Below are 13305 nucleotides of genomic sequence, written 5' to 3'. Positions count from 1 at the left end.
TCTTCTGGGAACAGATGAGGTTCTAATAAGTGTTCGGATAATTCTTGCAATCTCCCCCACAAAATTATTAACTGCGTAGGAGACACTATTTTGCTAGCTAAAACAACGTATGCTACTAAAATCGCTGCATTACCATCCATAGTTCATCTATTATTTGCCATTGTTTACAATGCTCCAGAACATGTTTCTGAACTTTTAGACAGATTCAATCTTTATGCCACAAGGTGTTCCACAAAAACGCATTACCCTCTCAGTCTTTCAAAAGAAAAATGGCAAAAATTTGAAAAAGATTTTCTAATTCCAAGTTATGATCAAGGACGGACTTTTATAAAATATACGAGTTATAAGGCTGGTGTCTATTAAAGTGGTGAAAAATTATACCTTATCGACGATAGCTAACGTCATATCTCTATGTCTGTTTGTCGTTTTAGCTTCATTTCAATCTTCATCTTTCACAAGTATTGGCGCAGAGCTTTATTGGAAAACCAATTCAGTAGCGCTTTTCATAATTCTAATCGTAATTTCAGTGGTATCCTGGTTAATCCGTCGCACCAAAGTCCTATTTTACTGTAACTTTATTACACCATTATCATTACTTACCTATATAATAACAGTTGGTTTCTCAAAATATTCTATGAAGTACGTATGGATTCTACTGTTATTAATGCTTATTTCAATAATTTTAAATTCCTATAACATCGTAAAATCCCATAATCATCGCTGATGAGCACGCTCCTCCTTAAATAGACAAACAGAACATCAAAGTTTGTCTATTTAAAGAGGAGTTTTTCCGTAAAGGACTATAAAGAGGCTTCTTTTCAAAGGTTCTCCTAATATCAGGGCTTACACCAGTAAGTTCGGGTCATCCTAGTACAAAAATAAGGTGGTTCTCCCTGAACTTAATTTCTTACAACACTGACGGGTTACTCTACAGAACCTAGTGACCATGATGCAAGTGGACACGAAAAAAGCCGACCCAGCAAGCCAGGTCGGCCACAACCAGTCAGGAAATTACTTACCCAACTTAGTCTTGTTCGTCATGTTTAACTTGTCATCGAAGTCGTAAACCACTGGTTCACCAGTAGCCATTTCCAGATTCATGATGTCGTCATCAGAGATCCGTTCGATGTACTTGCTCAAAGCACGTAAGGAGTTACCGTGGGCAGCAATCACAACGTTCTTGCCGTCGAGTAACTTAGGTGCGATTTGGTCTTCCCAGAAAGGCATAACCCGTTCCAGAGTGACCTTCAAGTTTTCCCCACCAGGGACGATGTTTGGATCCAAGTCAGCGTAACGACGGTCGTTCACAGCGGAACCTTCGTCATCAGCACTCAGAAGTGGTGGCAAAACATCGTAAGAACGCCGCCAGATGTGAACTTGGTCGTCCCCATACTTTTCAGCGGTTTCCTTCTTGTTTAAGCCTTGTAATGCGCCATAGTGCCGTTCGTTCAAACGCCACGTCTTAACTTCTGGAATCCAAAGTTGATCGGATTCTTCCAAAACGTAGTGTAACGTCTTGATAGCCCGCTTCAGGACTGAAGTGTAAGCGTAGTCGAATTCCAAGCCGGCTTCCTTGATCTTCTTACCAGCAGCCTTTGCTTCTTCAACACCCTTTTCACTCAAGTCAACGTCAACCCAGCCAGTGAATTGGTTTGAAAGGTTCCATTCACTTTGGCCGTGGCGAATCAGTACTAATTTTGCCATTCCTTAGACCTCTTTCTTTCGTAGAATACCTTGTTATTCTACACCATCTCCCTAAAAATTTCAGCTATATTCACATTTTTCACAATGTTCGGTCACCCAGACAGCAAAAAACGCTCGACCGTTGCCAGTCAAGCGTTTTCATTTACTTCTCAGTCTTGCGGAACCAGACAAATCCGCCTAATCCAACCAGCATCAACAGGCCAATCACAACTGCGATTGGTGCCGGCTGATCACTCGTCTGGGGCAACCGATCCGTTGTTGCCGGGGTCGTCGTCCCTTGACCAGACGTTGCGGGAGCCGTAGCACTTCCCGTACCATTGTCCGCACTACCTTGACCGGATGGCGTCATCCCTGGCGTATTCGGCGTGGTTCCCGGCACGGTTGGCGTGGTGGTCCCTGGTTCACTAGGCGTGGTTGGCGTCTCCGGCGTGGTCCCAGGTACCGTTGGCGTGGTTGGCGCAACTGGTGCGGTCGGCGTCGTTCCTGGTTGACTTGGCGTAACCGGTGTCGTTGGGGCCGTGGTTCCCGGTTCCCCAGGCGTTACAGGCGTCGTTGGTACCGTGGTTCCCGGTTCTTCAGGCGCTGTCGGATTCGTTGGCGTCGTGGTCCCGGGTTGCTCCGGCGTTACTGGATTCGTCGGCGTGGTAGTCCCAGGTTCCTCAGGCGTTGCTGGATTCGTCGGCGTGGTAGTCCCAGGTTCCTCAGGCGTTACCGGATTCGTTGGCGTCGTGGTTCCTGGTTCTTCCGGTATAGCTGGGTTCGTTGGCGTCGTTGGTTCAGTTGGCGTGGTGGTTCCCGGTTGCTCCGGTGTGGTGGTCCCAGGTTCTTCTGGCGTCGTTGGCGTGGTGGTCCCTGGTGCCGTTGACGTTGGCTGATCCGTTACGGTGACGGATTGGTTCCCACCCGTTGTCGGAATCGTAAACTCAGTTGGCGTTGGGTTCAATTCATAGCCTTCTGGCGCTTGCGTTTCCACTAACGTGTAGGTGCCAGCGGCCAGACCCGGAATATACAGGTGACCCTCATTATCCGTGGTCAAGCCGTCCTTGATGACCGTGCCCGTAGCGTCCTTCAATTCGAAGACCGCTCCTGGCAAAGCCACCCCGTTGGCGCCCGTCTTAGTAACGGTTACGGAGCCTTGGTCTAAGCTCCCGCCGCCACCTAAGTCGGTATCCTTGTCATCCACAGCACTCACCGTCACTGGCGTGGTATCGCCAGCCACAATGGTGAAGTCATGAGGCATCGTGTTGACCATGTAGCCCGCTGGTGCCGCAACTTCAACCAAAGAGTAAGTGCCCGGATTGAGATCATTTATGGTAATCTGACCATTTTCATTGGTGGTCAGTTCCGGAATGATCACGTCGCCCGTACTGTCGACTAACTTGTAGACCGCACCGGCCAACTTGGTACCGTCCGGCGCCGTCTTGTTCAACACAGCGGTGCCTAACGCGCTACCACTACCAGTACCACTACCGCCCCAAGAGACGGTCGCGCTGACCGTACCACCGTTCGACGAGGTCGCGGTGTTGGTCCACTTACCATCATTATTGACCAGCTGTGGCGTGGTCTTGTAGTACATGTCGACCGCTTTATTCACGTTCGTGAAGCTAAAGGTGATGGTCGACCCATTAACGCTGACCGTTGGTGTGATCGTACCACCATCCGGAATGAAGTTCCCGTTGGCGTCATAATCACCGGTTGCGGCGTACACGCTATCCGGAATAAACGTTTGGTTGGGCCCTAAGGTATCGGTAATCGTAGCGTTTCCAATCGCCGCACTCTTAGAGTTAAACGCCACGTTCCAAGTTAACTGCGTGGGCGTCCCCTTACTGTCTTGACCGGAAATCCATCCGATTTTATTGATGGTCCAACCGCTTCCGGTATTGTTGTTATCACTAGTCCCCTTCGCGTGGAAGGATAACGACCCCGTCCGGTTAGACGCACTATCCGCGGCTTGATTATACGTGATGGTCCCTGTCGACGACCCCGCCTTAATGGCGAAGGTCCCGACCGTGACGCCGTTGGCATCCTTGATGTCAAACGCAATATCCGAACTTGGTTCCAAGCCGGATGGAACCGTCACAGTGGAGGTGTTCCCCGCGACTTTGACGCCGTTAGGAATCGACCAATTATAATTAACCGTGTAATCTTGGTACTTATCAAACGATGTACTATTCGTGACGACCTGTCCATTCTCATCCTTGATAATGGCATCGGCAGCGCTCAACCCAGCAACCTGGATCTCCGCCGCGTGTGTCGTCACCGGAGCAGTCAGGGTGATCCCAAATAGAATCGTTGCTAATCCTATAAATAGTGCATAAACAAACTTATGCATCATTACTCCTCCTTTGACTCATATTAAATTCGTTGTGTCCCGTCCATCAATCACCTTCCAAATAAATGCCTCGTGTCACAATGTCTGAAAGCAAGGATTCTAACGCTTGTCCTCCTGATTTCACGTTCATGATAGGCCGGGAAACGGTGGAATGGCGAATTTGCCATTCCATCACCCCCTGGTAGTGCCAGTCGTGCCCCGCAACTAATTAGATTAGTCTCTAAAGGGTTGCAAACGCCGGAATTTTTTCACCACAGCCAAAAGGCCCCGGTTGGGGGACCGGGGCCTGTCCATATACGTCAACTCACCGTCAGGTCATGCTGAACCAGGGGTCATTTCATAAATCACAACTTAGAACCGACGCTTCCAGATCCAGAAGCCCAGCCCCGCCATAAAGGCTAGGCCAACCAAGGTTCCCAGACTTGACTGGTGTTCATTCGTCTGGGGTAACCGGTCACTGGTTGGTTGCGGCGTAACGGTCGCGGCTTGCTTAGCCGGGACACTACGCCGTTGGGCCGCCGGCGTAACCGTGGTAACCGCCGCGTTTGGCCGCGAATCTACGGCATTAGTGGACTTGGTCGCAGCCGTTGGTGTACCTGCCCGGTGCGCTAGGATTGGCGTGCCGGACACCGTAGGACGCTGGGTTACCGAACCGGACGTCACCAGCCGGGGTTCCGGCGTGATGGTCACGGGCATCCCACTGGTGTGCGCGTTGGCCTTAGGCTTAATCACGGGATCCGTCGCCGGGTCGGTCGGGTCAGTCGTTGTTTGCCCGGTCACTGGCGTTTCTACCGGATCAGCAGGGTCCGTGGGGTCACTTGCGGGGGCCGTAGCTGGGGCGGTCACCGCACTACTCGACGAGTTGGTTGCGGATGTCGTCGGATCAGTTGTGGGGTCCGTGGCCTGGCTAGTGCTTGAAGAACTAGCTGCGGGGTCCTTAGAACTAGTTGCGCTGCTCGACGAACTGGTTGCTGGGTCCGCAGGCTGGGCCGTCGCAGAACTACTCGAGGCGCTAGTCACAGGATCAGCAGAGTGACTAGTCGTAGAACTGCTGGACGGACTGGTTGCCGGGTCCGTTGACTGGCTAGACGCCGCACTACTCGAGGAACTGCTAGTCGGGTCGGTCGGCTTCGTGGTCGTGGTACTCGGGTCCGTGGTTGGCTTGGTCGTGGTACTATCCGCACTACTGGTTCCCGTTGTCGGCTTAGTCACCGGATCCGTCGTCGCACTACTTGAAGAGCTGGTTGCGGTACTCGATGACGTCGCCGGATCAGCTGGCTTGGTCGTGGTACTCGAACTGCTAGTTGGATCCGTCGCCGGGTCCTTGGTACTGGAGCTGGAACTGGTCACCGGATCCGTTGGTTGCGGGTCACTGGTGCTGCTAGACGCGGCTGCGGTTTCATTCGCAGACCCCGTTCCGCCCCAGGCGACCTGCGCCGAGACGTTCCCTGTAGCGCCACCGGAAATGGCCGAGGTGTTTGCCCAGACCTGACCGGTACCCGTCACGGTTGGCGTTGCGTTATAGGTCATATTGACCGCCGTATCGACATTTTGAAAGAGGAACGTCAACTGGTTCCCGTTGCTAGTCACCACGGGTGTAATCTGTTGCCCGTTGCCCACAAAGGCCCCGGTACTGTCGTAGGCCCCTTCCGTGGCAATCACGCTACCAGGGACGTACGCTTGGTTCGATCCCAAGTCATCGGTAATCGTAACGTCCCCTAACGGCTTGCTGGCGGCGTTAAAGGCCACGTTCCAGGTCAGCAACGTTGGCTGCCCGTCCGCTGCAGAATTGGCAATCCACCCAATCTTATTAATGGTCCAATTATTCTGCGTATCCATGACCTTACTGGTACCCCGGCTGTACACGGCCAACGTCCCCGCTAGCGTGCTATCCGCGGTTGATTGCCCGTTAAAGGTGATGGTTCCCGTCGTGGCGCCTTCCTGAATGGTAAACGTCCCAATCGTTTGCCCCGTCTGGTCCTTCAATGGAAGATTCAGGGTACTATCCGCCGTCAAGCCGTTGGGCAACGTGACCGTGGCCGTATCCCCGTTGGCCACCGGTGTCCCCGTTGCGAGGGACCAGTGGTAATTGACCTGGTAGTTCTCCCAGCCACTAAAATCACCAGATGCGGACTTCCCCGTCGTATCCGTAACGGTCGCATCACTATCCTGCAGACCGGTGACCGAGACCGCTGCCGCTTGCCCCACCACGGGTAAGCCTAAAACACAGACGGCCGCAGCGGTCGTGGCCGTCACCGCCAGACGCTTTCTTAAAGCCTTTTCCATGAAAAATTCTCCCCCTCAATAGCTCGTCTCTCAATTAAGCAATCGCTAGAATCGCGTTCACACCTCCCCTTTAATCGCTATATCTACTATATGGGTGACGGCCTAAGTGGGCTTAAATTTTAACGTCCAAACGACAAGTTAGGGTAATGTTGCCACATAACCACTGGTGGCTTGGTTCGGTCATCAAGACAACTCAAAAACGCCTGGCCAAATCACTTGACCAGACGTATTTTCCCCGTATTCAATTAAGCAATCTTTTTCGTTTCTTCCGAACGGGCCTGTTGTGGCAGAATCAGGTTCAACAAGATACCGACCACCGTTGCGACCCCGATTCCCGTGAACTGGAACGTGCCAATCTGCAGGTAGGCGTTCCCGATTCCGATGACCAGGATTACGGACCCAATCATCAGGTTGCGTTTCAGGTTAAAGTCCACCTTGTTCTCAACTAAGATCCGTAACCCACTAGCCGCGATGACCCCGAAGAGCACGAAGCTGATACCCCCAATCACGGGCCCGGGCACCGTCTGAATCAACGCACTTAGCTTCCCGACGAAGCCGAACAGCGCCGCAAAGACCGCCGCACCGATAATCACGTAGACACTGAAAATCTTATTGACGGCCATGACCCCGATGTTTTCCCCGTACGAGGTAATCGGCACCCCACCGACCAGGCCGGCGAAGATTGACGCCGTCCCATCACCGGCTAACGTCCGGTGCAGGCCTGGATTCTTGAAGAAGTCGCGGTGGGTCAATTCATCCAGTACCATGATGTGTCCCAAGTGTTCCGCCATGGTCACGAACGCGATTGGCGCAAAACTCAGGATGGCGTCCCAGTAGATCTGTTTAGGTTGGTAGCTGACGAAGGGAAACTCAAATGCGGGCAGTTCCAACCACGGCGTACTGGCGACCTTCGAGAAATCCACGATACCCAGTGCCATAGACAAGACGTACCCAGCCACGATGCCCAGCAGGATGGCGATGTTGCTCCAAAATCCCTTGAGGTACATGTTGAACAGCACCGTTAAGAACAACGTAAACATGGCAATCCCGAAGTATTTCAAATCATAATGGCCGTGGTTCATCATCGCGTTGGTCGCCGCACTGCCGGCCACCGACATCCCGATGACCACCACCACGGGCCCCACCACGATTGGCGGTAAGGCCTTATCGATCCAGTCAGACCCGAAGAGCCCGACCAAAGTCGCCACCAACAGGTACACTAGGCCGACCGCAATGGTCCCTTGAGCCACCCCGGCGTACCCGGCCGCCTTCATCAAGGCAATGCTGGGGACGATAAACGAAAAACTGGAACTCATGTAGGCCGGAATCCGCCCCTTAGTAATCAGGATATGTAACAGGGTCCCCACCCCGGAACTAAACAGGGCGATGCTGGGGTTCAACCCCACCAATAATGGGACCAGCACCGTGGACCCAAACATTGAGAATAAGTGCTGTAACGATAGAAAGATCCATCCCGGCATCGCTGGCCGTTCGTACACGTCCAGGACCGCCTCGGGATTCCGATAATCATGTTTCTCTGCCACGTCAATTTCCTCCTCTGTCTTCACCCCATCCCCTCAATTCTGCCGACAAAAAATGCCCACTCTTCCCGTGATAGACGAAAATAGTGGGCTTGCGCCGATACCTTACTCGCCTCACGGGACGATAGAATTAAAGGAATGCTTATTGAGTTATCAACACTATAGTGGGTCTGGAATCCCCTGTCAACTGGCAAACAAAAACGCCCGGTCAGCTAAGCCTTGCGGTCATCACTGTCCAAGCGTTTTACCTAATTATTTTTCAGAATGGTCCTTCGAATGACCATGTGGCTCCGAACCATCCGGGTTCCGGTGAGGAATGTGTTCCCGTCCGTATTGACGCAACTTATCAACATCCACCCCGGGGTGCAGGCCGTGAACCGGCCGGACGCCCAAGATATCTAGGAAGAACGTGAAGATGGGGACCCCCACGATCAGGCCCCAGACACCGAAGAGTTGTTCTCCGGCCAGCAGGACCACGAAGGTGTAGAAGATCGGCAATTCCGTCCGACTCGCCATGAACTTGGGGTTCAATACGTAGGCTTCCAAAGTGTGGACCACCACGATCATAACCAGAATATAGATGATGTAGCGGTAACCGCCCACCGAATACCCCAGCATGGCCAGTGGAATAATCGACACGATGACTCCGGCCACGGGAACCAGGCTCAAGACGAAGATCATGATAGCTAACGTCGGCAACTGTGGCATCTGCATGATGGCCAGGACCACGGTAGTAATCGCGGTGTTGCAAAGCGCGATGAAGAGTTGGGCTTCCAGGACCACCCCAAAGGTGTTCACGAACTTGTCCGCGAAGAATTTGATGTCTTGGAAGAACCAGCTGTAGGTACTGGTCAAGAAACGCTTGGAGAACGCCGCCATCTGCTTGTCTTCAATGGTGAAGAAGAAGCTCAGGATCATCGACATGAACAGCGTGACCCCAAAGGACCCAATCGTTGACAGGTAGTTCAAGACCACCTTAGCACTATTCTGCACCTGACCAATCAGGTCGGACGTACTGATGTAGTTGGTAATCCACTGGGCAATCTGACTGGTGTCGTTGTCGGGATTCTGGTAGAAACGGTACAGGTTCTCGATGCCGTGGACCGACGACGTCACGATTTGCGGGAGATAGGTGGTGACCGCCCAATACAGGCCGCCTAAGACCAGCACGTAGGTCAGGATCACGATCAGTTGTGCGGGAATCTTGACGTGCCGCCGCACAAAGTGAACGATTTTCAAGACCATAAAAGTAAAAATAAACGTCAGCAGGATCATGTTCATCTCGCTGCGGACCAGCCACAGAACGAAGATCAACAAAGCCAGCACCACAAAGCGCCGCAACCGTACGTTATCGATGAAACGTTGCCATAAAGTCACTTTAGAACCTCCCCGGTTGATAGTAAGTTTATTATACCGCATCCCCCTTAATTTCCTAAGAATTTCCCACCCCCGACCAGTCTACGCAACCAATTCCACCGCTAAACTGACCCGACCAGACTCTGGCTACCACGCAAAAAGGCAGCCGCCCCGCGGTGACTGCCTCCCTAATCGTTTTCATTAAGATTCTAGTTGTTCCAAAACCACGTCTCGTTGATTACTGAAGGTCAACTGTAAGTCGTCTAGGCCTAAGACCTTGTGGATCACGGCAGAAGCCCCACCCATCAAGGACGCTTCCTTCGCGTTCTTGGTCAGGAGTAACGGCGCCTTCCGCGGAATCGCCAACTTATCAACGTAGCTCCGCACGTCATCCATCAACTCTGGCAGGAGTTCCAGGATCGGCGCGTTCAGGAGAATCGCGTCCGGCGCAAAGCTACTGGAGATGTTCCCCAAGACCTTGGCCAGGTAGTAGGAGAATTCGTCCAGAATCTGTAAGAGCTTCTGGTCGTGTCCCAGGTAATCCCGCCGAATCCGGTTCACGTCGACCCGGTTCAGTTGCTGGCAAGCCATGATCTGCTTCAAAACCGCCGTTTCAGAGACGTAGTGGTTCACGGTCTCGTTGGCTTCTTCTTGGTACCGGTCGGCTAACGGACACTTGCCAATCACGCCCGCTTCACCCCGGTGTCCCCGGTAAAGGTGCCCGTTGGTGATAATGCCGGCACTGACTTGGTCCCGAATCGTCACGGCAACCAGGTCCCGGTAGACCCCTTCGCCGGAGAAGTCCCGTTCGAAGATGGCCGACTGGTTCGCAATGTTTTCCAATACGACCGGAATGTTGAACTTATCGCCAAAGTACTTGGCCAGGTCGAAGTTCTTCAACCCCTTTAAGCCCGCATCCAGAATCTGATTATCGTAGATCATGCCGTCCAGCCCGAATGCCCAGCCCAGCAACTTGTTCTCGTGCTGTTCGATCACTTGGTTGATCCGGTCTTCGATCATGTCCAACACCGTGGTCAGATCCACGTTCTTCGTGGAAACACTGGCGTAATCGTGGGACTTGCCATCTAACTGACAAGTCAAGATGGTAAACCGTTGCCGGAGGATATTGATACTCAAGACGTACCCGTAATCCACGTTCAGTAACGCCATGACGGGCTTCCGGCCACCGTTACGCGTGCTGACCCCGTGACCGACTTCTCGAATCAACCCTTCGTGCAAGAGCTCACTATAAATATCCGAGACCGTCACCTTGTTCAGACTCAGGTTCCGTGAAATCTGACTCCGCGAGATGGGTCCTTCGTTCACAATCTGCTGTAGGACTTGTTTCTCGTTCGTCGTCCGCATAATGTGCTTGTTGATAATCATAATACCTGGTGATGTCAAACACCCAACTTAACCTGACCCTCAACCAACAGTGGTTCAGTGGGTCCGCTTGATCCCCCAAGATCGTCACGAACCGGTTAAGCGGCGCCACATCACCTTACCCCCCTTTAAGTGTAATTGGCTCTGTGGACCTAGTACTATAGTAAACCACCCTTACCAATCTAGGGTGAATAATGACTCGCCCGTTATTCAGGTGAATAAGCGTCTGCATTGCCCGCCAAATCAATGTTCCGATTAACTTTTTGTTCGCAAAACAACAAAACTAATTGTTAAAAAAGACACGATACGTTTGGCAGTTAACCTTACGAACCTCAAGAAAAAAGCCACTAGTCCGTGACGGACCAATGGCTTCGTGCTTACTTCAAATAAGTTTGGGTGTACTTCGTCAATGAGATACCCTTCTTGTGGGCTTGTTGCATGGCAACCCGGACATCTTGGTCACTCATGGCATCCGCTTGCCCCCCAGCAGCGTTAATGGTCTGCCGGGCCGAACTGATCTGCGCCGCCGTAATGACTTTGCCGTTCAGTTCCTTTTGCTTCTTAGTGACCGTGTACTCGTTGGATCCCTGGTAGTTCTTAGCCGCCTTAGATTCGGACGAGGTCAGAGCCGCACTACTACTGTTCTGCTGTTGCGAACCACTCGTGGTGTCCCGGCTACTGCTGGTTGCCGCCGAATCACTGGTCGTGGTCGTACTGGAGGACGCCGCTGATTGACTGGCGTTGTTGGCTTTCCGTAATGCCAGAGCTTGCGTGTACAGGTTCTTGTAGTAGCTTTCTTGGAACTGCTTATTGGTGAAGAGCTGGTCCAGCGTACTATTCGACTTGCCGTAATCCAACGCCTGATTTTGGGCCTGAGCCTGCTTCAAAATGGCCTTGAATTGCGCCACGTTGGCCCGGATGCCCTTGACCTGCGTCAAGCGCTTCTTCGCCCGTTGCCGGAGCACACCCGACCCGTCCTTGGTGTCTTGGACCTTCTGGTAACGGTTTTGGGCGTTCGCGAACTTCCGTGCCGTTAACGCGTTTTCCCCCGCGACGAACCGTTGCGTCTGCAACAGATAAGTCTGGGCTTTAGGATCATTGAGTTTTCGTTTCAGCGCATTCTGGAAGTACGTTTCCGCTTGCGTGTAATTTTTTGCTTGTAAGGCTGTTCGCCCGTTAGTCATGGCCGCATCATATTCCTTGGCTGTCGCATGATGATTGGAATAAGCGTAGCCGCCAATCAACAGTGCCACCACGATGGTTGCCACGACCCATACCCATTTTTTCACAGTAAAAGACCTCCGCTGGTTATTGTGGTTTCATTATACCATGCTCACAGGAAAAACTGATATTTTTACAAACTAACCGCCATAGATAGCGGTTACATCAAGAGTCTTCCCTTACACCCCTAGACCGATAAGCGTATAATGGCAGAGTAATTCTGTTTCCTTTACTGGAAACTGCGAAAACCAGAGAGAGGACCGCTGACATGCTTGAAAAAACTTTTTACAAAACGTTTCTAAGCCACACCTTTAACATCCCCGTTCGCGTCAACTATTGGGACGGCACTAGCGATGTTTATGGGACCGGCACTCCTGCCAACACCATCACCATCCACCAGGCGATTCCCGTCAAGGAAATCTCCCGCAACGCATCCATTGCGCTGGGGGAAGCCATCATGGACGGCACCATCGAAATCGATGGCAGTATCGAAGACTTACTGACTTCGGCTTACGAAAACGCCGACAGTTTCTTCCATAACAAGAAGTACATTCACTTCTTACCTAAACAGAAGCATACCGAAAAGGAAAGCAAGACGGACGTCCAAAACCACTATGATATTGGGAACAACTTCTATCAACTCTGGTTAGACGACACCATGACTTACTCCTGTGCCTACTTCGAGTCGCCTGAAGACGACCTTGAAACGGCCCAAGTCAACAAGGTTCACCACATCATCAAGAAGTTGCACCCGCAACCGGGTAAGACCCTCTTGGATATCGGTTGTGGTTGGGGCACGTTGATGCTGACGGCCGCTAAGGAATACGGCTTACACGTAACGGGGATCACCCTGAGTCAAGAACAATACGACTACGTGAACCAACGCATCCAAAATGAAGGGTTACAAGACGTTGCCGAAGTCCGGTTGGAAGACTACCGGGAACTGGGGAACGAACAATGGGACTACATCACGTCCGTTGGGATGTTCGAACACGTGGGTGCCGAGAACCTGGGTGAATACTTCAACTGCGTTCAGAAATACCTGATGAACGATGGGGTCGCCTTGATTCACGGGATCACGCGGCAACAAGGCGGTGCCAACAACGGTTGGTTGAACAAGTGGATCTTCCCTGGTGGCTACGTTCCTGGACTGGTGGAAAACACCACCCACATCATCGAGAACGGCTTACAAATCGATGACATGGAACCCCTGCGTCGCCACTACCAAAAGACCGTTGAGATCTGGGACCAGAACTTTAACGCTCACCGCGATGAAGTCGCTCAGATGTTCGACGAGAAGTTCGTACGGATGTGGGACCTGTATCTCCAGGCTTGCGCTGCCTCCTTCAAATCTGGTAATATTGACGTGATTCAGTATTTGATCTCGAAGGGGCCTTCCGCCCGAATGCTTCCTATGACGCGGGACTACATGTACGCTGACACGGATAAAGTCACAGATTAAATCAATTGGCGCGCCGACCG

The 13305-nt window shown here is 52.1% G+C and carries 9 protein-coding genes; 2 read left to right on the top strand and 7 right to left on the bottom strand.

Annotated elements, in window-relative coordinates:
- Nucleotides 1–90: 90 nt before the first annotated feature.
- The gene (locus FD30_RS11550; RefSeq protein WP_147000044.1) at nucleotides 91–363 is read left to right on the top strand and encodes a hypothetical protein; all 273 of its coding nucleotides are present in this window, start codon (nucleotides 91–93) and stop codon (nucleotides 361–363) included.
- A 648-nt stretch (nucleotides 364–1011) separates the two neighbouring features.
- Here the strand turns inward: FD30_RS11550 and FD30_RS07085 are convergent.
- The 7 genes from FD30_RS07085 to FD30_RS07055 all read right to left on the bottom strand — a co-directional run bounded on the left by FD30_RS07085 (nucleotide 1012) and on the right by FD30_RS07055 (nucleotide 11891).
- Nucleotides 1012–1704: a 2,3-diphosphoglycerate-dependent phosphoglycerate mutase gene (locus tag FD30_RS07085; RefSeq protein ID WP_024747258.1), complete on the bottom strand. Its 693-nt coding sequence runs from the start codon at nucleotides 1702–1704 to the stop codon at nucleotides 1012–1014.
- Between the two features lie 142 nt (nucleotides 1705–1846).
- Entirely contained in the window at nucleotides 1847–4036 is a 2190-nt protein-coding gene (locus FD30_RS07080; RefSeq protein ID WP_056944452.1) for an MSCRAMM family protein, read from the bottom strand.
- Nucleotides 4037–4387: 351 nt separating this feature from the next.
- Nucleotides 4388–6322: an LPXTG cell wall anchor domain-containing protein gene (locus tag FD30_RS07075; RefSeq protein WP_056944451.1), complete on the bottom strand. Its 1935-nt coding sequence runs from the start codon at nucleotides 6320–6322 to the stop codon at nucleotides 4388–4390.
- A gap of 245 nt (nucleotides 6323–6567) precedes the next feature.
- Nucleotides 6568–7803: a solute carrier family 23 protein gene (locus tag FD30_RS07070; RefSeq protein WP_051413276.1), complete on the bottom strand. Its 1236-nt coding sequence runs from the start codon at nucleotides 7801–7803 to the stop codon at nucleotides 6568–6570.
- 312 nt (nucleotides 7804–8115) lie between these two features.
- On the bottom strand, nucleotides 8116–9240 hold the full coding sequence (locus tag FD30_RS07065; protein ID WP_056944454.1) for an AI-2E family transporter: 1125 nt from the start codon (nucleotides 9238–9240) through the stop codon (nucleotides 8116–8118).
- A 180-nt stretch (nucleotides 9241–9420) separates the two neighbouring features.
- Nucleotides 9421–10605, bottom strand: a complete 1185-nt coding sequence (locus FD30_RS07060; protein WP_056944450.1) for an ROK family protein — start codon at nucleotides 10603–10605, stop codon at nucleotides 9421–9423.
- A gap of 374 nt (nucleotides 10606–10979) precedes the next feature.
- Complete coding sequence (locus FD30_RS07055) at nucleotides 10980–11891, bottom strand: hypothetical protein (RefSeq protein WP_056944449.1); 912 nt, start codon at nucleotides 11889–11891, stop codon at nucleotides 10980–10982.
- Nucleotides 11892–12091: 200 nt separating this feature from the next.
- On the opposite strand from FD30_RS07055, the gene FD30_RS07050 reads away from it, so the two are divergent.
- Nucleotides 12092–13285: a class I SAM-dependent methyltransferase gene (locus FD30_RS07050; protein WP_056944448.1), complete on the top strand. Its 1194-nt coding sequence runs from the start codon at nucleotides 12092–12094 to the stop codon at nucleotides 13283–13285.
- The last annotated feature ends 20 nt before the right edge of the window (nucleotides 13286–13305 follow it).

Source organism: Levilactobacillus namurensis DSM 19117, assembly GCF_001434785.1.
In the GTDB taxonomy this organism is placed as follows: domain Bacteria; phylum Bacillota; class Bacilli; order Lactobacillales; family Lactobacillaceae; genus Levilactobacillus; species Levilactobacillus namurensis.
The sequence above is the reverse complement of the archived record's forward strand: the minus strand, read 5'-3'. Positions and strand labels throughout refer to the sequence as shown.